Annotated in this window: 21 protein-coding genes and 4 tRNA genes; 6 read left to right on the top strand and 19 right to left on the bottom strand. The window is 43.0% G+C overall.

The window, feature by feature from the left end; all coding sequences use genetic code 11:
* Positions 1 to 59: 59 nt before the first annotated feature.
* From hflC to orn, 15 genes are all read right to left on the bottom strand, one after another.
* Positions 60 to 953 carry a protease modulator HflC gene (gene hflC / locus SPUTW3181_RS03455; protein WP_011788045.1) on the bottom strand — a complete coding sequence of 298 codons (894 nt, stop codon included), beginning with the start codon at positions 951 to 953 and terminating at the stop codon, positions 60 to 62.
* 3 nt (positions 954 to 956) lie between these two features.
* Complete coding sequence (hflK, locus tag SPUTW3181_RS03450; RefSeq protein ID WP_011788044.1) at positions 957 to 2099, bottom strand: FtsH protease activity modulator HflK; 1143 nt, start codon at positions 2097 to 2099, stop codon at positions 957 to 959.
* Positions 2100 to 2135: 36 nt separating this feature from the next.
* Positions 2136 to 3443, bottom strand: coding sequence for a ribosome rescue GTPase HflX (gene hflX / locus SPUTW3181_RS03445; protein ID WP_011788043.1), 1308 nt, complete (start codon positions 3441 to 3443; stop codon positions 2136 to 2138).
* A 23-nt stretch (positions 3444 to 3466) separates the two neighbouring features.
* Positions 3467 to 3739 carry an RNA chaperone Hfq gene (gene hfq / locus SPUTW3181_RS03440; protein WP_011788042.1) on the bottom strand — a complete coding sequence of 91 codons (273 nt, stop codon included), beginning with the start codon at positions 3737 to 3739 and terminating at the stop codon, positions 3467 to 3469.
* A 90-nt stretch (positions 3740 to 3829) separates the two neighbouring features.
* Positions 3830 to 4756: a tRNA (adenosine(37)-N6)-dimethylallyltransferase MiaA gene (gene miaA, locus SPUTW3181_RS03435; RefSeq protein WP_041407961.1), complete on the bottom strand. Its 927-nt coding sequence runs from the start codon at positions 4754 to 4756 to the stop codon at positions 3830 to 3832.
* Between the two features lie 3 nt (positions 4757 to 4759).
* A complete protein-coding gene (mutL, locus tag SPUTW3181_RS03430; protein ID WP_041407959.1) occupies positions 4760 to 6673 on the bottom strand; it encodes a DNA mismatch repair endonuclease MutL in 1914 nt (637 codons plus the stop codon).
* A gap of 13 nt (positions 6674 to 6686) precedes the next feature.
* Positions 6687 to 8117 (bottom strand): N-acetylmuramoyl-L-alanine amidase, encoded by a 1431-nt coding sequence (locus SPUTW3181_RS03425; RefSeq protein ID WP_011788039.1) that lies wholly within the window; start codon positions 8115 to 8117, stop codon positions 6687 to 6689.
* A gap of 8 nt (positions 8118 to 8125) precedes the next feature.
* Positions 8126 to 8584 carry a tRNA (adenosine(37)-N6)-threonylcarbamoyltransferase complex ATPase subunit type 1 TsaE gene (gene tsaE, locus SPUTW3181_RS03420; RefSeq protein ID WP_011788038.1) on the bottom strand — a complete coding sequence of 153 codons (459 nt, stop codon included), beginning with the start codon at positions 8582 to 8584 and terminating at the stop codon, positions 8126 to 8128.
* Positions 8585 to 8672: 88 nt separating this feature from the next.
* Entirely contained in the window at positions 8673 to 10172 is a 1500-nt protein-coding gene (locus SPUTW3181_RS03415; RefSeq protein WP_011788037.1) for a bifunctional ADP-dependent NAD(P)H-hydrate dehydratase/NAD(P)H-hydrate epimerase, read from the bottom strand.
* A 293-nt stretch (positions 10173 to 10465) separates the two neighbouring features.
* On the bottom strand, positions 10466 to 10921 hold the full coding sequence (locus SPUTW3181_RS03410; protein WP_011788036.1) for a hypothetical protein: 456 nt from the start codon (positions 10919 to 10921) through the stop codon (positions 10466 to 10468).
* An 887-nt stretch (positions 10922 to 11808) separates the two neighbouring features.
* Positions 11809 to 11884, bottom strand: a tRNA-Gly gene (locus SPUTW3181_RS03405).
* Positions 11885 to 11890: 6 nt separating this feature from the next.
* Positions 11891 to 11966 (bottom strand) — tRNA-Gly (locus SPUTW3181_RS03400).
* Positions 11967 to 12008: 42 nt separating this feature from the next.
* A tRNA-Gly gene (locus SPUTW3181_RS03395) sits at positions 12009 to 12084 on the bottom strand.
* A 121-nt stretch (positions 12085 to 12205) separates the two neighbouring features.
* Positions 12206 to 12281 (bottom strand) — tRNA-Gly (locus tag SPUTW3181_RS03390).
* Between the two features lie 189 nt (positions 12282 to 12470).
* Positions 12471 to 13016 carry an oligoribonuclease gene (orn, locus tag SPUTW3181_RS03385; protein WP_011788035.1) on the bottom strand — a complete coding sequence of 182 codons (546 nt, stop codon included), beginning with the start codon at positions 13014 to 13016 and terminating at the stop codon, positions 12471 to 12473.
* Between the two features lie 112 nt (positions 13017 to 13128).
* Between orn and rsgA the strand changes: the two genes are divergently transcribed.
* The 5 genes from rsgA (at position 13129) to SPUTW3181_RS03360 (ending at position 20044) form a co-directional block, all read left to right on the top strand.
* Positions 13129 to 14193: a small ribosomal subunit biogenesis GTPase RsgA gene (gene rsgA, locus SPUTW3181_RS03380; RefSeq protein WP_011788034.1), complete on the top strand. Its 1065-nt coding sequence runs from the start codon at positions 13129 to 13131 to the stop codon at positions 14191 to 14193.
* A gap of 68 nt (positions 14194 to 14261) precedes the next feature.
* Positions 14262 to 15131, top strand: a complete 870-nt coding sequence (gene asd / locus SPUTW3181_RS03375) for an archaetidylserine decarboxylase (RefSeq protein WP_011788033.1) — start codon at positions 14262 to 14264, stop codon at positions 15129 to 15131.
* Between the two features lie 15 nt (positions 15132 to 15146).
* Positions 15147 to 16031 carry a DMT family transporter gene (locus tag SPUTW3181_RS03370; RefSeq protein WP_011788032.1) on the top strand — a complete coding sequence of 295 codons (885 nt, stop codon included), beginning with the start codon at positions 15147 to 15149 and terminating at the stop codon, positions 16029 to 16031.
* 69 nt (positions 16032 to 16100) lie between these two features.
* Complete coding sequence (locus SPUTW3181_RS03365; protein WP_011788031.1) at positions 16101 to 19307, top strand: mechanosensitive ion channel domain-containing protein; 3207 nt, start codon at positions 16101 to 16103, stop codon at positions 19305 to 19307.
* Positions 19308 to 19321: 14 nt separating this feature from the next.
* Positions 19322 to 20044 (top strand): glycerophosphodiester phosphodiesterase, encoded by a 723-nt coding sequence (locus tag SPUTW3181_RS03360; RefSeq protein WP_011788030.1) that lies wholly within the window; start codon positions 19322 to 19324, stop codon positions 20042 to 20044.
* Between the two features lie 15 nt (positions 20045 to 20059).
* On the opposite strand, the gene SPUTW3181_RS03355 is transcribed toward SPUTW3181_RS03360, so the two are convergent.
* The gene (locus tag SPUTW3181_RS03355) at positions 20060 to 20395 is read right to left on the bottom strand and encodes a DUF3392 domain-containing protein (RefSeq protein WP_011788029.1); all 336 of its coding nucleotides are present in this window, start codon (positions 20393 to 20395) and stop codon (positions 20060 to 20062) included.
* Positions 20396 to 20791: 396 nt separating this feature from the next.
* A complete protein-coding gene (locus SPUTW3181_RS03350) occupies positions 20792 to 22366 on the bottom strand; it encodes a PAS domain-containing methyl-accepting chemotaxis protein (RefSeq protein ID WP_011788028.1) in 1575 nt (524 codons plus the stop codon).
* Between the two features lie 250 nt (positions 22367 to 22616).
* On the opposite strand from SPUTW3181_RS03350, the gene SPUTW3181_RS03345 reads away from it, so the two are divergent.
* Positions 22617 to 22808, top strand: a complete 192-nt coding sequence (locus SPUTW3181_RS03345) for a bacterioferritin-associated ferredoxin (protein ID WP_011788027.1) — start codon at positions 22617 to 22619, stop codon at positions 22806 to 22808.
* A gap of 254 nt (positions 22809 to 23062) precedes the next feature.
* On the opposite strand, the gene SPUTW3181_RS03340 is transcribed toward SPUTW3181_RS03345, so the two are convergent.
* Together SPUTW3181_RS03340 and SPUTW3181_RS03335 are read right to left on the bottom strand one after the other, a co-directional pair.
* Positions 23063 to 23719, bottom strand: coding sequence for a thiopurine S-methyltransferase (locus tag SPUTW3181_RS03340; RefSeq protein ID WP_011788026.1), 657 nt, complete (start codon positions 23717 to 23719; stop codon positions 23063 to 23065).
* Positions 23720 to 23822: 103 nt separating this feature from the next.
* Entirely contained in the window at positions 23823 to 24164 is a 342-nt protein-coding gene (locus SPUTW3181_RS03335) for a hypothetical protein (protein ID WP_011788025.1), read from the bottom strand.
* Positions 24165 to 24297 lie beyond the last annotated feature (133 nt).

Genomic DNA, 24297 nt, shown 5'->3' with positions numbered 1-24297 from the left:
CTTGAGATAAAAAATAGGCCCTGCAAAACAGGGCCTATTAAAATGAGCTTTATATCGTATTACTTCTTAGGTGATGTACTCTTCATATATTTGAAGAACTCACTATCAGGCTCTAAGACCATGATATCTGAATTACCAGAGAAACTTGCACGATAAGCCTCTAAACTACGCATAAAACCAAAAAATTCAGGATCTTTGTTGTAAGCATCAGCATAAATCTTTGCGGCTAATGCATCCCCTTCACCACGAATAGTGAGTGCTTTACGTTCAGCTTCAGCAATCTTAACGGTGACATTAGCGTCAATAGTCGCACGGATAATTTCAGATTGCTCTTTACCCTGTGCTCTATGCTCTTTTGCCACTGCCTGACGTTCGGCACGCATACGTTGATAGATACTGTTACTGACGTTCGCAGGTAAATTGATTTGCTTTACACGTACGTCAACAACCTGAATACCTAAGTCTTTTGCACTTTCAGATGCATTTGCGAGCGCATCGTTCTGCAATTCATCGCGCTTACCTGAAACAATTTCTCTGATAGTGCGGCGACCAAACTCAGTACGTAAATCGTTGTTTATCTTACGTTGTAATAGCGATTCTGCATTCGCTTTAATACCACCATTTGTGGACAGGTAGTATTTTTCGAAATCATAAATGCGCCATTTAACGTAGGAATCCACCATCAGATCTTTCTTCTCTGAGGTAACGAAACGATCCGCAGCACCGTCCAATGTCTGAATACGAGCATCAAGTAACTTAACTTTATCAATCACTGGCACTTTAAAGTGTAATCCAGGACCGAAAACGCGAGTCATAGGTTTGCCATCAACGTTATCTTTCACGATTTCGCCGAAACGTGCGACGATAGCTCGCTCACCTTCACTCACAACCATCACAGAAGATAGGACAACACCTAAAACGATGGCGATAAGAATAATACCTAATCTACCCATGAATTAATCCCTCCCTTGGCGAGTACGATCATCGCGGGACGGACGTCCACTCAAAGGCTCACTACTAATGCGAGTCGTTGATACAGATGAAGAATTGACATTCTGCTGAGGTTTAGGCTCAAGTTCAGGTGTCGCAGGCTTCTCTTTCATTAACTTATCTAACGGCAAGTACATCAAGTTACCATTGTTCTTAGCATCAATAAGTACTTTGTTTGTCTCTGTCATCACTTGTTGCATTGTATCAAGATACAAACGCTTACGGGTTACCTCTGGCGATGCTTGATACTCAGGTAACAACAACTCGAAACGAGCCACTTTACCGCGAGCCTCTAAGATTTCACGTTCTTTATAAGCATTAGCTTGTTGTGCCATGCGCTCAACTTCACCACGCGCTTTAGGTTCAATCTCACGGGCATAAGCTTCAGCTTCACGAATAAAACGCTGTTCATCTTCCTGGGCAGAAATCGCATCATCGAAAGCATCTTTCACTTCTTCAGGTGGACGTGCCGGTAAGAAGTTAACATCCACAACCGAGAGACCCAATTTGTATGGTTCAAGGATACGTTCTAATTCTTTCCACGTATCGCGGCGAATAGCATCACGACCCGTCGTTAAAATATCATCCATCTTATTGTGACCAATCACATAACGCAGGGCGCTATCTGTTGCTTCACGTAAGCTGGCGTTCGCATCGACAGCACTGAACAGGTATGAATAAGCATCTAAAATTCGATACTGTACATCGAGTTCTACCTTCACGACGTTTTCATCGGACGTCAGCATACTACCAGACGCAGGAATAGAGCGAACCGATTGAATGTCGACGGGATAAATTTCATCAATAAAAGTCGCTTTCCAGTGAAGTCCTGGCCCAATCTCACCAATGTGTTTACCAAAGCGCAATGCCACACCACGCTCGGCCTCTTTAATTGTATAAAAACCCGAGAGTCCCCAAACAGCTAAAGCAATGGCAAGTATGATGATTAAGCTTAGCGAACTAAAAGATTGGCCTGAACCAGTCCCTTTGCCGCCAAAGCGCTTTGAAAGATTACGAAAAACCTCATCAAGGTCCGGTGGTCCTTTGTCGTTACCACCTTTATTTCCCCAAGGATCATTACCCTTGTTACCGGGCTCATTCCAAGCCATTTAGCACTCCATAAGTGGATGAAATAAATTAGATTATTAACAAACAGCCTTTTCTATCGACGCATCGAAGATAAAGGTTTCTAACTCACCCTGACTCTGTTTAGCTAACCGGCGCCAATCGGCGTCCGATAAACGAACAGACAAAATACAGTTCCCCAGATCGTCGTACTCTTTCTGCTGTATCGCATCCAGTCGATAAAACTGGCCAAGATAATGTCCAGCAGTTGCCGGAATTCTAAGTGTAAGCTCCCTAATCACCTCACCGATAAGCTCGGTAATCGCTTTCAACAGCAAATCAAATCCCAAACGCTTCTGTGCTGAAACCCAAACTCGAATGGGTTTGCCTTGATCATCATACTCAATTCGAGGCGTAACATCTTCGAGTAAATCGATTTTGTTACACACAATTAATTGCATAACTTCATCGGCTTCGATGTCTTTCAGGACAGATTGCACTTGTTCAAAATTATCCGCCATATTTTCATCTGCACAATCAACGATATGCAGCAATAGTTCGGCCTGACGTGTCTCTTGCAATGTCGCCTTAAAAGCGGCAACGAGATCATGTGGCAAATGGCGAATAAATCCAACGGTGTCAGCTAAAATAACGGCACCATCGGGTAAATCTAACTTTCTAAGCGTTGGATCGAGCGTAGCAAATAGCTGATCTGCGGCATAAACATCGGATGAAGTTAGCGCATTAAATAACGTAGATTTACCCGCATTTGTATAGCCGACTAATGACACAGTTGGCATTTCACTGCGTTTACGTGCTCGTCGGCTCTGCTCACGCTGTTTATCAACCCGCTCTAAGCGTTTATTGATATTTTTAATGCGGCCCCTGAGAAGGCGTCTATCGGTTTCGAGTTGAGTTTCCCCAGGACCACGTAAACCAATGCCGCCTTTTTGACGCTCAAGGTGAGTCCAACCTCGCACCAGACGAGTTGACATGTGGCGCAATTGCGCTAGCTCCACCTGCAACTTACCTTCGTGGGTTCGTGCACGCTGGGCAAAAATATCAAGAATAAGCGTAGTGCGATCGAGTACACGACACTGACATACTTGCTCAAGATTACGCTCTTGAGCTGGACTCAACGCGTGATTGAAAATAACCACATTCGCCTCAGTAGCAGCCACAAGTGCAGCTAACTCTTCGGCTTTTCCAGATCCCACAAAAAACTTACGATCTGGAGAGCGTCGACTTCCAGTAATGACCCCGACAGAGCGTGCTCCAGCTGATTCAACTAATAGCTGCAGTTCGACTAAGTCTTCTCGGCGTTCCTCATCGGAAAAGTCGATATGGACAAGAACCGCTGTTTCTCCCGCCTCATAACGATCAAACAAGAAGCAAACTCCTCAAATAACGCTTATTCGCCACTAGGTACATCGTCTTGCGGACCATATCCACCCTGGGCATTTTGGTGACCAGTGACATTGAATGGGCGAGCAGGAACAACCGTAGAAATAGCGTGCTTGTATACCATTTGGCTCACTGTGTTTTTCAACAGAATGACAAATTGATCAAACGACTCTACCTGTCCTTGGAGTTTAATGCCGTTTACTAAGTAAATTGATACAGGAACGCGCTCGCGGCGTAGTGCGTTCAAAAATGGGTCTTGTAAAGATTGCCCCTTAGCCATTTTATTATTTCCTTTTTAATTTATAAAAATAAATCTATATCAGTGAAGTTTTTTGTTTAGTTTTAGTATTATACAGCAAGGGCTAATAAGCTAGCGGCAATGACGCATAAGTGTAACTAAATTCCCCTCAGCACCACTTTCAAGCCAATTTAACTCTGGCCAACTACGTAACCATGTTAATTGACGCTTCGCTAATTGCCTAGTAGCTGCAACTGCTTTTTCGACCATAGTATCATAGTCGAATTCTCCATCGAGATGTTGCCAACATTGCCGATATCCAACACAACGCATTGATGGCAAATCTAAATGTAAGTCTCCCCTTGCCTTAAGTTGAGTCACTTCGCCAATAAAACCTTGCTGTAACATTATGCGAAAACGCTGCGCAATTAAGTCATGTAATACTTTACGCTCTCGCGGTGCAATGGCAAATTGCACCACATCGTAAGGTAAAGGTGCAGACTTAGTCTGTGTAAGCTCAGTTAAACTCTTACCGCTTATTCTATAGACTTCCAGCGCTCTTGAAAGCCTTTGTGGATCATTAGGATGAATTCTTTCCGCCGACACGGGATCAATATCCCGTAATTGGTCATGCAAGGTTTCCCATCCTTTCGCATCAGCCTCTGCCTGAATGTCGGCACGAATGGCGTCATCGGCACTCGGAAGCGGTGATAACCCTTCTAATAGAGCCTTAAAATACATCATGGTTCCACCAACGAGTAATGGTGTTTTCCCCATGCGAATAATTTGCTCAATTTCAGCTAAAGCATCTGCTCTAAAATCGGCGGCAGAATAGCTCTCGCTAGGATCGCGAATATCAATCAATCTATGTGGCCCGCGCGCTAACTCCTCTATAGAAGGTTTTGCACTACCAATATCCATACCGCGATAAATGAGTGCAGAATCAACTGAGATAATCTCGCAGTTATGGTTTTCGGCTAATTCTAGTGCTAAAGCCGTTTTTCCAGAGGCAGTAGGCCCCATAAGAAATAACACTTTAGGCAGCAATTCTGTATTCACTTATTACTCTTCTAGCCATGATTGCCAAGGTAAAGATATCGCTTGATTGGCAATATGCTGTCTTGTTTCATCCGTTAGCAAGGAAAAAGCCGCCCAGATTTCTGGTGCCGACACAAATCCACTTAAACTTTGTTTTGCCAACCACTTAGCCAATGCATTGGGCGATGGCGTTTCAAAACGCAGCGATTGTAACCACTCTGGTATCAGCTTCGCTAATTGGCTTTCCCTCAGATATGGGGGCACTTTTTTAATTATCAACTGCTGGTAACGAATTGTAAGTTCTAAGCCTATTTGACGTATTAATTGCTCATTTTCATCGAGCAATGATTGCCAGTCTGGATCGGCTACAACTGATACCGGCATCAACAATGGTTGACCAATGAGACCCGTTGCCAGCTTAGCTTCTATTTCTTGGGCGCGAGTTGCCAATGCGACTGATTTTATGGGTAAAAGACGAAGATGATTTGCTTCGACGACGACCCAATATTGGCCATCTAAAATAGGTGGCATAGGGGCTACTGGCTGATAATCTTTATCTTTTACGTTATAAGATGGTGTTTGCAATAAAGCACCATAACTCACTATTGCCGACTTTGAAGGTAATTCAGCGCGCTGCCGAGCTTCACCACCTGAAAAACTGCGGTAATGGCTATCTCTTGGCTGTGCCATACTGCCAAAAGCATTTTTCTGGATGCCAAAACCTGAACGAACTGATGTCACGGCTTGCGCTTGGGAAGACTCAGTGAATCGCTCCTGAGAAGCCGTAACAGGGCTTGCGTCTCGAATACGTTCAATCTTGTCAGTTTGATCACTGATACTTGCAAGTTCAAATAATCCTGAGGGTTCAATCGCCTTAGTGCACTGTGTATCCATACATGCAGCTTCAGGTTCGGTTAAATTACCATTGTCCGTAAGGCAGAGTTCCCCCGCCTCTTCGAGGGCCGATTGTAATGCTTGTAAAATATAATCATGGACATAACGACTCTGATGAAATCGAACTTCATGCTTAGCGGGATGCACATTCACATCCACCTGATGGGGATCAATTTCTAACATCAACACATAACCGGGTTGTTCAATTTCGGCTTTGTGTGCAAAAGCTTGGCGCACTGCATGATTCACTAAACGGTCGCGAATTAAACGACCATTTACATAAAAATAGTGAGTGTCCGTTAACACGGTCGACCAAGGCGATTGTAAATAACCGCTTAGTCGTAAATCATCGTGTTGGCACTCAATTTTTAAAGCGTGTTCCGCAAACTGTCGCCCTGACACCTGCGTTAAACGCTGTAAGTATTGGGCTTCATTTACCGCTGGGCGGTAATTACGCACAAGTTTACCATTATGCGTCAGCGTAAAATGGATATCGCCACGCACTAGAGCAATACGCTTTAACCACTCGTCAATGTGAGTAAATTCGGTTTTATCACTCTTTAAAAAGCGCCGTCTTGCTGGGGTATTAAAAAATAAATCAACGGCTTCAATTGTGGAGCCTACGGGATGTGCTGCTGGCATAATTTTAACTGCCATATCAACACCTTCCGCATAGGCTTGCCATGCTTCGGTTTGTTCAGCAGTGCGAGAGGTTAAAGTCAAACGTGAAACCGAGCTTATACTCGCGAGCGCTTCGCCGCGAAATCCAAAACTGAGTATGGCCTCAAGATCATCCAATGAATGTAACTTTGACGTCGCATGGCGTGATAAGGCCAAGGTCAGTTCTTCCTTAGGAATTCCGGAGCCATTATCCCGAATTTTAATCAGCTTACTGCCGCCTTTATCGATTTCAATATCAATTCGAGTCGCACCCGCATCAAGGCTATTTTCAACCAACTCTTTAACCACTGAGGCGGGCCTTTCAACCACTTCGCCCGCGGCGATCTGGTTGGCTAATTGCGGCGGTAAGATCTGAATACCCATAGATTTTTCCATTCTAACTCTCAGGAATAACGAGCGTTTGCCCTAGTTGCACTACATCGGTTTTCATCCCATTCGCACGTTTAATACTCGACATTGGGACTTGATAACGCTGCGCAATGGCTGAAAGCGATTCACCGCGGCTGACTTTATGTTTGACCGTACCAGAAGATCTAACACTTGGCCTTGAACTTATTCCTGTAGATGCTGATTTAGAACTAGATATAGGACTCGGCCTTGCCCCATTTTGTTTGGCTATCAGAGTATCTGCCGGCGGATTGCTATGGAAATATCGGCTAACCCCTTTATAAATAGCTGTTGCAATACTTTCTTGGTGTTGGTGACTGGATAAGAGTCGCTCTTCCTTAGGATTAGAAATAAAGCCAGTCTCAACCAAAATTGAGGGGATATCCGGTGACTTTAGCACTGCAAAACTGGCTGATTCGGGCCGACTTTTATGCAACGTCGTCACAGCGCCTAAATCCTTGAGAATATCCCCCGCAACCGCATGACCAATAGCCATAGAACTGTTCATCGACATATCGAGTAATGTCATAGCAAGATATTGTTCATTATCGGTATTTTGGATAATTTCCCCCGCACCGCCAAGTAGTTCAGAATGCTTTTCTTTTTGCTCCAACCAGCGACCAATTTCACTGTTTGCACGACGCATAGACAATACCCACACAGACGCACCGCGAGGATTGGGCGAAGTAAACGCATCCGCATGGATAGAAATCAGCAAATCAGCTTTACTGTTGCGGGCAAGTTCAGAGCGCTTATTTAAATTAACAAAGTAGTCGCCACTGCGGATCATAACGGCACGCATTCCAGGGGTGTCGTTAATTTTACTCGCAAGGCGCCGAGAAATTTCGAATACCACTTTTTTCTCATAAAGGCCCGATGGACCAATTGAGCCGGGGTCGTCACCACCATGTCCAGCATCGATAGCAATTACAATATCGCGGGAGGATTGCATACTTTGAGTAACGGACTTTTTAACTGGGGTTGAGCTGGCGGCAGGTGGTGCCAGTGTGACCGTTTTATCTTCAAGGTCAACTACAAGACGATTACCATAGGGAGCCGTAACGGGAAGTGAAAACAAGTTAGCATTAAGAGGCTTTACAAGGTCAATCACCAAACGCAAATCACCCTTCGTTGGAGATTGACTAATGCGCACCCCTTTAACGAGCTTGCTGTTATTGTCGATATTTTTAAGGGTGAGTTTAGTTGAAGTCTTTTTAAGATCGACCACTAAACGGTTAGGCCCTTCTATTGAAAAATAGGTATAGTTCGGCGCTTCACTGAGATCAAACACTACACGGGTCGATTCAGGGGCAGCCCAAATACGCACACCTTCTAATCGATTTGCCCCATGGGCAGATACAGTAAAAAAAGTGCATAAAAAAAGAGTAATAAGATGAAAATAATGATTAATTTTAGTCATTGTTGTTTTTATTTTATCGCAGCTAATAACTTTTCACCTGATTTAGACAGGGCTTGAATATGGATTTCACGGCCCGAATTTACATAACTCAAATGCAAATGGATATCGGCATCTGGCAGTAAACCTTCCCCTTTATCGGGCCATTCCACTATGCAAAGACTCTTATCTGAAAAGTAATCGCGGATCCCCATAAATTCGAGTTCTTCAGGATCGTTGAGGCGATACAAATCAAAATGATAAATTTCGACACCGTTAAGTTCATAAGGTTCAACGAGTGTGTATGTAGGACTTTTTACCGCCCCTTGATGACCAAGCCCTTGAATTAACCCTCGACTCAGTGTCGTTTTTCCTGCGCCTAAATCACCCGTTAAATAAAGAGTTAACGGCGCTTTAATATAGCGAGCCAGTTGCTGCCCTACCGCAATAGTGTCGTCTTCATTATTTAAGAAAAAGGTTAACTCTGTCATTTCCGCTTATATCACTGCTGTTAGTAATGGAGGAAGCAACTCAAGCACAAAAATCAACCATCTTCAGCACTTGAGTCTCACATATCGCCTAGAGTAAATCACTATTCACTAATTGGCGAATAAAAGGCATTAAATCACTTGCTAACATACCGCGCTCACCCTGTGTAGCCGCAAGATCGGCAGCACAACCATGGACAACTACGGCGACAATTGTTGCCTGCATATTATCCATACCTTGTGCCATGAGCGCGCCTATAATACCAGATAACACATCCCCACACCCACCACTTGCAAGGCCGGGATTACCCACAGGTGCAACGACCATGGTTTTACCATCATAAATCACAGTTCCTGCGCCTTTTAATAACACAACTCCACCATATTTTTGCTGCATTGCAAGCACCGCAGCAAATCTATCCTGCTCGATTTCAGCGACAGAGCAACCAAGTAAACGAGCAGCTTCACCGGGATGCGGTGTCAGTACCCAGTTACTTTGACGACGAGGTTCATGGCTAAGAAGATTTAACGCATCGGCATCTAGTACACAGGGTTTATCACTCAACCCTGCTGCCTTAAACAAATTATAACCCCAGTCATGCTTACCCAAGCCTGGCCCAAGTACTATGACCTGCGCCCAACCGAGGCGAAGATAGACTTCCATATCAACCAGATCGCAGCCCCAAAACATCAATTCAGGGCGAGAAACATTCACAGTGAGTTGATGTTCAGGACGGCTAATTACAGTTACAAGCCCTGCTCCTGCGCGCAAACAAGCCTCACTCGCAAGACGGATCGCACCTGCCATACCAAAGTCACCACCAATAACAGTGACCTTGCCTGACTGACCTTTATGACTATCTCGTGCCCGAGCCGCAAAGTAATCCTTCAGGATTTCACGCCCAACACGTTGCGCGCTGGATTGGGTAAAAAATGGGGTTAAACCTAATTCGGCAAACTCGATAAGTCCACTATGATGCCGTGCTTTACTGGTAAGTAAACCTTGCTTGACCCCCCCAAAACAGAGAGTAACATCTGCCATTACAGCAACATTAGCCACAGCACCTGTATCCGGATTAATTCCTGAAGGCAAATCGAGGCTAAGCACCCAAGCTGTACTTTGATTAATAGCATTAATTAATTTAGCGGTGTCATCACGCACTTCACCTTTCACACCCGTACCTAATAAACCATCCACGATGATTTCAGCTTGTGAAATCAGATTAATATCGATTTCTTGAGTTAAACCACCTTGGTTAACGTAAGCAGTGAGTGCACGCTCATACTCCACACTACCTGTCGTTTTAGTCAGCATCACAGAAACAGTATTACCCGCTTCGAGTGCGAGGCGTGCACAGACTAAGGCATCAGCACCATTGTTACCACTGCCAACAAGCATAAGCAGAGGAGTTGATGCTGTACCATGCTCTGTTGCAATATGTTTTGCTAAATATTGAAACGCCGCATATCCCGCCCTCTCAACCAACTCATAAAGTGTCGCTGCACCCTGTGAAACAGCGAGTAATTCAGCTTCCCTAACTTGTTGCTGGGTATAAAGCGCTGTGGGTAGTCTAGATAAATCTTGTGCCATAGAGGATCTCCTGCGCTATTAAGAATGAATTTCAAGGTGAGACACTGTAAATTTGCCACCAAGCTCTTAAATGATGGCAACCTATCAATCTGATATCCCTGTTGAGAAAGTCGAAGTTAAAATCAACCAATAGTCCAAGAAAGTAGCAAAATTTGCTTTATAAAATCATGACATAAATCAGTTGATGCGCGAAAATGCGCTTAAAGTCTCGCAATCCACGAATTTGCGATGCATATAAAGACAACAAAGCCAGCACTATGCTGGCTTTGTTGAGAGAATGGCGTGCAGGAGATCTAGATATCATCCATCCGAATGGTGCTATGCACTAGACGTTGCTGTTGCGTTTTTTCTACGCGGATCAAATTGGCTAACGCATTACGCGCATCTTCCGCAGTGGTTGAGTTAACGGTTTTTTCTAACAAGCCTATCAGACGATTTTCTAAATCTAAGTGCAAATTGAGCACATCGTCTTCATTCATGTTTGCAGGCAACATAGTATCTTGGCAACGCTTAGTAAAATCTTCAAAAGTAAAGTCTTTATACCAAGTATCAAGAATACGATGTGGTGCTTCGTCCATATAGTCGCGCAGTTTCTCAGCCATGGTTTTTTGGTGCGACTCAAAATACTCTAGCATCATTTTAACTCGGGCCGAGTCGGCTTGATTGATAAGACGGCCATAGAGTTGCGCCATATCTAAGCGGCAATTTGCCACATACTCAAGTAGATCACGTAATTGTTGAATACGCATATAAAGCACTCCACTGTCAGGCCAACAACTTGGCGCTATTAACTTTGTCTGGAACCATTATGTAAGTAAACGCATTACGATTATTTGAACAAGGTCATAATTTGCCTTTCCAAAATACATCTAATTTAGGAAAACTTGAAGAAACACAGCGCAGATCACGCATTAAACTCTGTGTTTTATTTTCCATAAAATGAAAAAACAAGTTAAAAAGAAAAGGTTTGCTCGCAGCCTCACCAACGCTTGCATCCATCACAGACTAAAACTGTTGCTAAAACCCGAACTTACTCACTGTGACTGATAGAGTGCTAGCTTGAAGAACCGCAAAATTAGGTACATCAACAAAATGTAGATTGATTATATTTATGAAAAGATTTGATAAAAAAATTGGAGCGACCTGATTTTGATCAAGAGCGGTTCGAACCGATGACCTATACCTTGGAAAAAAGAAGGTATCGCCATATTAAGAGCGCAACTGAGCTAATGTTGGATTGACATTTAAAGATTGGAATATGGAGCGACATGATTTTAATCAAAAGCGGCTCGAACCGATGACCTATACCTTGGAAAAAAAGAAGGTATCGCCATATTAAGAACGCAACTGAGCTAATGTTGGATTGACATTTAAAGATTGGAATTTGGAGCGACCTGATTTTGATCAAGAGCGGTTCGAACCGATGACCTATACCTTGGAAAAAAGAAGGTACCGCCATATTAAGAGCGCAACTGAGCTAATGTTGGATTGACATTTAAAGATTGGAATTTGGAGCGACCTGATTTTAATCAAAAGCGGCTCGAACCGATGACCTATACCTTGGAAAAAAAGAAGGTATCGCCATATTAAGAACGCAACTGAGCTAATGTTGGATTGACATTTAAAGATTGGAATTTGGAGCGACATATCGGGTTCGAACCGATGACCTATACCTTGGCAAGGTATCGCTCTACCAACTGAGCTAATGTCGCATAATTTGGAGCGACATATCGGGTTCGAACCGATGACCTATACCTTGGCAAGGTATCGCTCTACCAACTGAGCTAATGTCGCATAATCTGTATTAATGATCTGGTGAATCACTAAGTTTTAATTTGGAGCGACATATCGGGTTCGAACCGATGACCTATACCTTGGCAAGGTATCGCTCTACCAACTGAGCTAATGTCGCATAATTATCGCTGTCACATTTGCCTTCAACATTCACAAAGGTATCGCTTATCAACCTTTATCAACTGAGCGAATGTCGCATAATCTGTATTAATGATTTGGTAAATCACTAAATTTTAATTTGGAGCGACATATCGGGTTCGAACCGATGACCTATACCTTGGCAAGGTATCGCTCTACCAACTGAGCTAATGTCGCCTTTTGCATCGCTGTTACATTTGCCTTCAACATTAACAAAGGTATCGCCTATCAACCTTTATCAACTGAGCTAATGTCGCGTTCAATCTAAATGACTAGAACATCCGTTCGCATCAAAAAGTCGAGGCCGCATTATATGAAAAATTCATGCGGCTGCAACCCCTTCTTTCAGATTTATCTGCTAATCGGTCAAATTTTAAATACTTTGCTGCGGTAATACTGTAATTCTGCAATCGACTCTTGGATATCTTGTAGTGCTTGATGGGTATTTTGCTTCTTAAAGCCCTCCATAATTTCTGGACTCCAGCGCTTGACCAGTTCTTTTACTGTGCTCACATCAAGATTGCGATAATGGAAATAATCCTCCAGTTCGCGCATATAGCGATTGAGGAAACGTCGGTCTTGACCAACGCTATTGCCACACATAGGTGAAGCGCCCTTAGGCACATATTGCTCTAAAAATGCAATGGTCTTTGCCACAGCTTGCGCTTCATTATCTTGGCTCGCTCGAACGCGATCAATCAGTCCAGACTCACCATGATGCTTTTGATTCCAATCATCCATTGCCGCAAGCACTTCATCTGGCTGATGGATAGCAATTACGGGGCCCTGACCAATAATATTGAGTTCTTGATCCGTCACTAAAGTGGCAATTTCAATAATTCTGTCGACATCAGGTTCTAGCCCCGTCATTTCAAGATCGATCCAAATGAGATTATTTACATTCGCCGTCATAAATCAGCCTTATCATGTCAGTTAGCCTAAATTCAGGCTTTTTTATTCAAGAGCGTGTATCATACTGCTTTTTTCCAACACAAAAAATAATCTAATTGACGAAGACGAATCAGTGAGTAAAAAGAAACCCCTAAGCCAAGGTCAATTACGCCGTATGCGCGCTAATCACGAGAAACGACTCAATCGTGACAGCGGTGAAAAAAATACGCCAGAGCTACAGGATAGTTCACTTGGTGCCGAACAGAGCGGCACTGTGATTTCCCGTTTTGGCCAACATGCCGACATCGAAACCGAAGACGGCCAAATAGTACGATGTAATATTCGCCGTACGATTAATAGCTTAGTCACTGGTGACAAGGTCGTCGTACGCTTAGCGATTGAGAGCCAAGCAAATAGTGGCATTGCTGGTATCGTTGAAGCCGTACATCCGAGACGATCTTCACTTACGCGTCCCGATTTATACGATGGCGTAAAAATTATCGCTTCGAATATCGATCAAATCTTGATTGTATCTTCAGTGTTACCCAGTTTTACCACCCAAATTATCGACCGCTATTTAGTCGCCGCCGAAGATACCAATATTCCACCTATCATTATTTTAAATAAAATTGACCTATTAAATCCGCAAGAAGCACCGGTAATCGAAGCTGCACTTAAACGCTATCAGGACATTGGTTATCCTGTGTATAAAGTCAGTAGCAAGTTAGGTGAAGGTATCGATACCATCAAAGGTTTACTTAAAGACAAGGTCAGTGTATTTGCCGGACAATCTGGTGTAGGGAAATCTTCGATAATCAACGCGCTACTACCTGATGCAGACTTATTAGTGGGTGATGTGTCAGATAACTCAGGCCTAGGGCAACACACCACCACCACAGCTAAGTTGCTACATTTAGCCAGCGGTGGCGATTTAATTGACTCACCCGGTGTACGCGAATTTGCGCTTTGGCACTTACCTGCTCAACGGGTTGGTTGGTGTTTTATTGAATTCCGTGAGTTTCTCGGTGGCTGTAAGTTCCGTGATTGTAAACATGGTGATGATCCCGGTTGTGCATTAAAAACTGCGGTGGATGAAGGTAAAATTAGCGAAGATCGCTTCAACAATTACCATCGGATTATCGCCAGCCTTGATGAGCAACGCCATGCTCGGCATTTCCGTGCGGCCACCGATGAATAACGACTGATTGATACATAACAACGGTCTCAGTAAAATTTGAGCAGTAAAGTAAGAAGAAGGAATTAAAATTGGATAAAGTCAAAATTGCTCTGCAGTACATGCTGCCAAAACATTTATTATCACGTCTAGTGGGTAAACTGGCTGCGGCTGAAGCGGGCACGTTAACAACTGCGGCGATTAAATGGTTTATCAAACAATATAAAATCGACATGAGTGAAGCGGCACAAAGCGAGCCACAGGCCTATAAAAGTTTTAACGATTTTTTCACCCGCGCATTAAAACCGGGGATTCGTCCGATAAATCAACATACGCATATTATGGTGCATCCGGTTGATGGTGCCGTTAGCCAACTTGGTCCAATAAAAGAAGGTCGAATCTTCCAAGCAAAAGGTCATCATTACTCATCTCTCACTTTACTTGGCGATCAAGCTCAAGATGCCAAACGTTTTGAAGGCGGGGATTTTGCGACAATCTACTTAGCACCGAAGGACTACCACCGAATTCACATGCCGATAAAAGGTACATTATCAAAAATGACCTACGTTCCCGGTGAGCTGTTTTCGGTTAATCCGCTAACAGCAAGACATGTACCCGGCCTTTTCGCCCGTAACGAACGTGTGGTCGCCATTTTTGAAACCGAACATGGCCCATTAGCCATGGTATTAGTCGGCGCCACTATCGTTGCCAGCATCGAAACCGTCTGGGCAGGCACAATCACGCCACCGACAGGTAAGCAAGTCTTTACTTGGGAATATCCCACGGTTGGCCCTGATGCCATCACCTTAGACAAGGGCGATGAAATGGGTCGCTTTAAGTTAGGCAGTACTGTCGTCATGTTATTTGCTAAAGACGCTATCGATACCTTCGCTGAAGGAGTGGAAGCCGAAGCAGTTACACGCATGGGTCAAGCCTTTGCTAATCTTAATAATCCGAAGTAAACGGACTAACCGTTCTTGGGGTCAATAACGAAACCTTCGGGATTAATTGAATTACACTTAGCTGTGCTGATGTTTGGTGGCACAGCTTTGTTTTCAAAATTAATTCCATTAAGTGCCCTTGATATCACCTTTTGGCGTTGTATCGTCGCAGCACTGATTTTGGCTTTATTGATTAAATTCAGCCGAAAACCACTCAGCTTAGAACACAAACACGATTACCTGATTGCTATTGCACTCGGTATTATTGTCAGCCTCCATTGGGTGACTTACTTTGCCGCCATGCAACTCTCCTCCGTCGCTATTGGCATGATTGCCTTCTTCACTTATCCAGTAATGACTGTTATCGCTGAACCGCTATTGACTGGTAATAAAATCAAGTTAATCGATATGATAAGCGGGATCCTCGTTTTTATTGGCGTTATCTTACTGATACCTGAAGCAAATTTTAGTAATGATACAACCTTAGGTATCGCGATTGGTATTCTCTCTGCCATGTTATTTACCGCACGAAATCTGCTCCAGAAACGCTACTTTACTCAATATAGCGGCCCGCATGCGATGTTTTACCAAACCTTAGTGGCGGCGATGTTTCTTATGCCTTGGCATGAAACGCCCCTGAATAGCATCACATTGGATGTATGGGAATTAATCATTTTACTGGGCATCGTATTTACGGCTGCGCCACATGCATTATTTACTTCTGCCCTAAGGCAGTTAAGCGCAAAAACCGTTGGCCTCGTTTCGTGTTTACAGCCTTTTTATGGTGCAATGCTAGCACTGATGATTTTAGGTGAAACCTTAAATCTTAATACGCTTCTTGGGGGGACTATCATAGTCGCTACCGCCATCTTTGAAACCCATCAATCCCATCAATCACTAAGACGAAAAAAGAGGATCTGAAACATACCCATTTAGCCCTATTTTGGGCTAAGATGAGAGCGTCTTTTGTCCCTAAGTATATCTGCCTATATGCCACGTATTTTATTGTTCATTATTGTTTTTCTCTCATTTTCTATCCAAGCCAACTCTCCCCTACAGTTGGATAAACGTCTTGGACTCAATAATAAAAATCAGCAGCAAACCGCAGGTATTGATGAGCAAATTACAGAGTTAAAGAACAACATAGATAAGCTGGCAGCCAATGCAGCCAGTTTTCAACAAGCACAATTGGACTTTGAAGATAATAAAAAAGAAATTAACCAAAAGTTAAAAGAAGCCTCAAAACCCTTAAAACTCAAAAAAAACACCGATCTTAGCCAGCAAGCATCAATCGCTTATTCACACCTTTCAGAGCTCAAAGAAAGCGAGGCTGCATTAGGTAACCAAGTTAATGAATTGCTGCAACGCCACAATCTTTTACCCTCGGTGATTGCGACTGCCAGACAAAATGTGGTGCAGAATAAAAAAACGGAGTTGGCCCCCTTAGACACCCCTTCGGGCGAGTTACAACAAACCCAGCGACTCTTCTTTGAGCAAAGCCTTGCAACTAGTGAGGCTGAGCTAGCGAGTAGTCAAAAGCGCATCGAATTAACTCAACTAAAATTACAGTTAGTACGCCAACAATTAATCCAACAAGAGGCGCTCATTGAAACAATCAATAAGGCAATTAATAAGCAGCGCCAGCAGCAAACTGATGCAACGCTTGCCAAAAACCTAGTCGATACGGATAGCAAAGAGTTAGATCCTGTTACACGCAATATTGCTGATACCAATCAAATTTACGGTCAGAAACTACAAACATTAACCTTACAAATTAATAATGTAGTTGAGCAACAAGAACAAGCCGAGATCCAATATCAGTCTCAAGCTAAGCAGCTCGCCAATATTCAAGAGCAAATTACTTGGGTCAAAATGAACTCAGCTTTTGGGGAGCGTTTTTTGCAAATGCTGCAATCGCTACCTAAGCCTCCAAACCATGAAAAGCTGCAAACCTTGATCGCCGATGCGCGCTTAGACAGATACCATTTAGAGCAGCAACAAGCCCTGAATGACCAAGAGTTAGAACAATCAGGACTCTATAATGACAGTCAAATTAAGCTGTTAACTTCCCAACAAGCGCTTATTGCACAGTTAATGCAAAGCTATGACCAATATTTAAGTGAACTTGGCAAACTTAAAGTTAATTATCAGCAACTTAGCCAGCAAAATCTTACCCTAAAAAATACGCTAAATGAGCACTTATTTTGGGTTCCCAATGCTGCCAGCATCAATAAACTATGGTTTACCGATGTGCAACGCAGCACGATTTGGTTAGCCCAAACAGCGCAATGGGGACAACTCACGAAAGCGTGGCAAGAGCAAAATGATTATTGGTCTTGGTGGATTATATTGCTGATACTTTGTTTAATGACCCAAGATCTGGTTACTCCTAAATTCAATCAGCTACTAACACATTACACCACCTATGTTGGCAATGTGACGCAAGATAAGTTTATTTATACCCTAAAAGCCCTGCTTTGCAGTGTTTGTTATGCCTTGATAAAGCCATTACCCGTTGTGATTGCGGGATTGATTTTTTATCAGTCCGAACGCAACTTCGTGCAGGCTATTGGCATGGGAATTTTAGTTATTGGATTAGTTTACCTACTGTATCGTCTGATTTTTGTACTGGCTCTTGATAAAGGCGTGCTTGTCGGTCACTTCAGACGTCCTTCAAAACTAATTCAAGCGGGTCAATTTAGATTAAAGCACTTTGTATTAGTGGCTAGCCCACTACTGGGTTTAATGGGTTTTACTGAAGTACTCGATGCATCCTTGGTTCGTAATAGCATAGGGCGCGGGGCATTTATTCTTTTTTGTATTATTTTATTCTTGTTATATAAAGATATTTTTGTGTTAAATCGCCAAAATATCGATTCTAAGATGGACGGTAAAAACAAAAAACTCCTTCAAAAAATGCTTTGGGCTTTGTTAATTGTTGTACCTCTGTTCAGTGCTGGACTTGCATTTAGAGGCTATTATTTCACCGCGTTTCAAATGTTGTTACAACTACAACTCTCCTTAGTATTAGGTTTGGGATTCTTACTCTTATATCAACTCATCAAACGCTGGATGCTGATTGAGCGCCGACGCATTGCGTTTGATCGCGCAAAAGCTAAACGTGCAGAACGATTAGCTCAAAGAGAAAAACACGAAACACACCATCTCTCAAGTGATGGCCAAGATACCTATGAAGAACCCGTTGTCGACTTGGAAACGATTTCGAGCCAATCATTAGGCCTTGTTCGCTCATTACTTTTACTGGCCTTTTTAGCCAGTTTAATTGGCTTGTGGACTCAAACCCATACGGCATTATTCTCCTTCCTTGATGGCATAACATTGTGGACAACCAACACGAGTGTCAATGGGGTAGAGCAACAACTACCTATCACAATGAAATCCCTCATGTTTGGTTTAATTGTGGTTGGCTTTTCATTAATGGTCGCGACAAATCTGCCCGGCTTGCTAGAACTGATGATCCTCCAACGGCTCGAGCTTTCACCCGGCACCGGTTTTGCTATTACCACAGTCAGCCGCTATTTAGTGGTCTTCTTAGGGTTATTGATCGGCTTTTCAAACCTAGGGATGGAATGGTCCAAACTGCAATGGTTAATCGCGGCGCTCTCACTTGGTTTAGGTTTTGGTTTACAAGAGATTTTTGCCAATTTTATTTCAGGTTTGATTATTTTATTTGAAAAACCCGTACGGATTGGCGATACCGTCACTATCCGGGAGCTAACGGGCACCGTCAGTAAAATCCAAATCCGCGCGACCACGATTATCGATTGGGATAGAAAAGAAATTATCATTCCAAACAAAGCATTTATTACTGAGCAATTAATCAATTGGTCATTATCAGATCCTATTACTCGGGTTATTGTCTATGTGTCGGTGGCACGGGATTCTGATCCCGCAAAAGTCGAAGCAACCCTCTATCAAGCAGTGCAGGAGTGTGAAGATGCACTCCCAACGCCAGAGCCTGAGGTCTGGTTCGCAGGCTTTGGTAAACATACACAAGACTACGAGGTACGCGCCTATGCTAAAGAAATGTCGTCTCGCTGGCCTCTACGCCATGATTTGCATAAACGAATTACCAGAAAGCTGAAAGAAAACAATTTAGAACTCGCCTACCCTCAGATGGAAATCCATATCAAAAATGGTCAAAATCGGGATCAGGTCGGTATCATTAGAAGCTAACAGGATAGTAGAAAATGCTTATTTTTGCTCACCGCGGTGCTAGCGGTTATCAGGTCGAAAACACCTTAGCCGCAATGGCAAAAGCACTAGAACTAGGTGCAAAAGCAATTGAATTAGATGTACATAATGTTGAAGGCGAGTTAGTGGTCTTTCACGATAGACGCCTAGATAACAAAAGCTCGGGTACGGGTGTTATCCATACTGTGACTAAAGATTATTTGGCTGGGATAAACGTAAAGGGCGAACCCATACCAACATTGTGGCAAATACTGGAACTGATTGCCGGACGCTGCACTGTCAATATCGAATTAAAAGGGATAAATACCGTTCAGCCCTTAGTCGACTTATACCCAAAAGTGTTGAGTGAACTAGGATTTACTGAAGATCAGCTATTAATATCCTCCTTTAATCATCCCTATCTAAGTGACATTAAGCGCGCATTACCTCAGGCTCTAGTTGCCCCACTACTCGCCAGCATTCCACTGGATGGGGCTACAGTAGTGAGCCAACTTCATGCTTACTCTTTACATTTAGATGTCAGTTTTATCAGCCAAGCACTCGTGGACGATGCTCACCAAAGGGGCGCAAAAGTGTACGTGTATACTGTAGACCATAGCGATGATATTCATGCTCTAAAGCAAATGGGAGTTGATGGTATTTTCAGTAATTATCCCGATCGCGCTATGGAGGCTCTCACTCAAACACCCTCGCTCAATTACCAAGGCTACTTTGAGTAAGCTTCAGTGACAAGATCAAGCTTGGTTGTTTCGCTGAGCCCAATAACCGATAAAAATAAACATAGAAACAATTAATAGAAACATCCAATGTGGTGGCATGGCAACAATATGCCTAGCTACCCAAGGTGTTGTTTTTATGATTAAAAGACCATAACCAAAAGCGTTTAGAATGATAAAGACGAAAGTGCGCAGTACAAAAGAATATCCTAAGAGATGACGTCTTAAAATGCGGTTTACATCCGCGGAAAACACCAAAATCAGGCACACTACCATAGCGGTGGCAATATCAAATGCCCAAGGGCGAAGCATATTACCCAATTGGGCGATAATGGCGACTAACTGTTCAAACATAATATTCAACCTAGAAAGCTGTTCTCAAACCATAATACTGGCTAAGACAGTGTATTGAAAAATAACAATAACAAGCATAAAGGGAGATGCTGTGAGGCACAAGTGACTCTTACTCTCCAAAGCAAATGCACTCCATCGCCAATGAATTGGGGGCAAAATTCCCCCAATCTAGTTTGAGTCAATGATAATCCTGTCAATGTTGCAAGCCTACATAGTGGATGAGCTGATCTTAAACGAGCGCTCTCTTAAAACCCCACAGTCACAACTATAGTGATGACCATCAAGTAGCAGATGAACGATCACTATAACCAACCAATTGATTTTTAATAGCTATTAAAATAAAAAAGGCAATAGCCACGCTTATTGCCTTTATACTACCGCATTTGATTAAAGCAATTAAACCTTAAAACTACGCTTTAAGAATTGACCAACTAATACCGAATGGGAATCCATTTCTTGAATAACATCATCATTTAAACTCACCATTTCACTGCCAAGCTGATGACTTAAATGGGTAAACTGCGCCGTATTCACCACACTTCGGTTCATTTCATTCGCCACACTCGATTGTTCTTCCACAGCACTAGCAATGTGGTGAGTCATATCGGTGATAGTCGCGATGGCTTCACGAATCGTTTGTAGCGCAGCCCCCGCCAGATCGGCAGTCGAAATACATTGTGAGGCCGCCACTAAGCCATGCTGCATACTCTCAACGGCCTTACTGGTTCCTTGCTGCAATAAGCTAATCATGCTGTGAATTTCTTTAGTTGCATCATGGGTACGTTGCGCTAATGCACGCACTTCATCGGCCACCACTGCAAATCCTCGCCCCTGCTCTCCGGCTCGAGCCGCTTCAATTGCCGCATTCAGCGCCAGTAAATTAGTTTGACCCGCAATACTCTGAATCACGTCAAGCACAGTACCTATATCTTTACTGTGGCTTTCTAATTGAGTAATCACCTTAGCAGTCTCCTGTAACTGCTCAGCCATAGCCTGAATAGAGCTAATCGTACTTGCAACCCTTTTATCACCATTAATGGTTTCGGCCGATGCCATTTGAGACGCACTGGCGGTATCGGCGCAATTGGATGACATATCCCCTAACGTGGCGGTCATTTGCTGCATGGCAGTAGCAACTTGTTCTATTTCAGAAAGCTGAGACTGACTCGTTCTCTGGATTTCTTTTCCCTTAGCCGCCGAAACTTTAGCCTGCTCAGCGACGTTATAGCAGGAGTCTGATGCGCGGCCAAGAATCGACTTAAGCTCTGAACTCTGCATTTGTAGGGCCAAATCTATGGCGCCAAGATCATCACAGTTACCACTATAAATATGTGCCATCAGAGGGCTATCGTAGATCCGCTTCGCTTTTTCAACTAAGGCATAGTAGCGACCAAGCACGAGATGCCCTCCCACAAGCAATACAATGAAGCTAAAGATAAAAGCAATAAATCCAACCAATCCAACTTCAATCGCTAGGTACAAAACAGGTAGCAAAGCAATTAAAGCGATCAGCAGTAACTTGGTTGGCATACTTAGGGTAAGCTTTAATGCCTTGATACTGCCTGTTTTATTCAATTCACTATAGGCAGCTTCTGCTCGCTTAACTTGCTCGCGACTAGGCTTAGTACGTACCGATTGAAACTCAACGACTTGGCCATTAATGGAAATAGGTGATACATAAGCATCCACCCAATAATGATCGCCATTGGCACAACGGTTTTTGACGATGCCCTTCCATGGCTCCCCTTTTTTGATTTTTTTCCACAGATCTTCAAATGCCTGTGGTGGCATATCCGGATGACGAACCATATTATGGGTCTGGCCTAACATGGCATCGAGCTCATAACCGGAGACCTTACAAAATGAGGCATTCGCGTAGGTGATATGACTCTGAGTATCCGTGGTCGATAATAAAATCCAATCTGCCGGATAGTCATATTCACGCTGTGTAACTGGTAAGTTTTTTCTCATGATCACCTTATGGAATAACGATTAATATTTTTAGTCATCCATGAGGCATCACCCTGAGCAGTTGCTTATCTTTAATTAAAATTGCCACTCCATTTCTAGGCACTGAGCCAAGAGAATAGCCTAAAAAATGTGCGCAGAGTAACAAATCATTAAACTTTCTAGCACTCTCTTATATCCTTTTTTAATACTGTATTGCATTTGATAAGCGTTTTCATTTAGAATTAGACCAATTCATTTTGGAGACTAATATATGTACGTTTGTCTTTGCCATGCCATCACAGATACGCAGATTAAAAACGCGGTAAGCCAGGGCGATAGTTCCCTTGCCGATGTGAAAAAGCGTTTAGGTGTTGCAGATCAATGTGGCAAATGTGCAAGAATGGCCGTACAGATAATCCAAAATCAATTGGAGCTAGAACCTAAATATTATGAAGTGGCGTAAGTCATTTAAAGTTAAGTTTTAAATAGCAAAAAAACCGTTAAATATTAGTCGTTATAATCACAACACGCCTTACGACTGTATCTCACCAATCCGCAGACCAAACGGTTGTCATTAGCGCGACTTATCCCCATAAAAATATTTGTAAACCTGCCTATCAACACATTAACTTTTAATCAAAAACACCTCATCAAACTCAAGCTTTAATTAATAAAACATTATTATTCAATGAGATGTATTCAAAATCTAATATCGTGCTATTTACGTTTCAAAAGATAGGCGGCTTCATTTAACCAAGGAACCTCTTTTTTAACGAATCGAGGGTTATCGGCTAATACATCTTGGCAAGCGAGTGCTTGGATCTCAAAATCATCGGTTAAATGGGCTTCAATCCAATTGGGCGACACAGCAAATGGCGGGCCGTTTAAGGTTTCTTGTGGATAATCTAGGGTAACAAGCAAACCAAGGCTGCCGCTAGGTAATAAATTGGCCAGTTGCTTAGCATACTGTGCGCGCATCTCTTCGGGCCAAGCAATTAACGCCGCACGATCATAAAATGCCGTCACATCTTGGGTAATGCGCTTAGGTAAGGTGAAAATATCACCCTGATACAAACTGACTTGCTCGGTTTGATAGTGTTGATGCTCACCCTCAACAGTTTGTGTCATCTCGAGTTGGTTATCGCTAAAGAACTGCTGCACCGCTAATTCATTCAACTCACATCCTATAACTTGGTGCCCCTGCTCTGCCAAGAAACACATATCTAAGGATTTACCACACAAAGGCACAAACACTTTAGCCCCGGCAGGCAATGCTAACCGTTGCCAATACTGAACGAGGAAGGGATTAATATCCTGTTGATGAAAGCCTATCTGCTGCTTGTACCACTTTTCATGCCAAAAACCGGGTTCCATAGGAATATCTCAAATAACGAAAGTAGCCCTACTCTAATGGCATTTCCAAATAGATGCAAAACCGCTAATGTAAGCAACGCTTCCTCGCTGTGTAAAAACTAACTTACTGATCTAACGCCTCTTGCACCTTACGAAGCCATACACAGTTATCGCATTGACACTGACGACGAGATAGATGATGTGGACTCAATGAGGAATCAATAAAATCAACAGCGATCAGTAATTGCTGTTTTAACTCAGCAATCGATTTTTTCTCCACTGCAACCAGTTCATCATTTTGGTTCATCCAAATACATTCCATACCCTGATGACAGGTTAAACATTGCTCATCACTGTCATTAAAAAACACGGCATGGGGACAATGGGTGACTTCCATCGACTGTAAAATACGCTTACGTGGATATTCCAATAACTCGATCAATAACGCTTTATATTGGGTGGGCATATGCCCTCCTTTAATGCACTCTGTCTGTGGGTTTTCTTAACCAAAATTTATCCCATCCAATGCCACAAAGATTACCTATAGTTGCCACTATTTAACTTGATATAAGTCAAAGTCAGCGACGAAATGATGCGAT

This window comes from Shewanella sp. W3-18-1, assembly GCF_000015185.1.
Taxonomy (GTDB): Bacteria; Pseudomonadota; Gammaproteobacteria; order Enterobacterales; family Shewanellaceae; genus Shewanella; species Shewanella putrefaciens.
The sequence above is the reverse complement of the archived record's forward strand: the minus strand, read 5'-3'. Positions and strand labels throughout refer to the sequence as shown.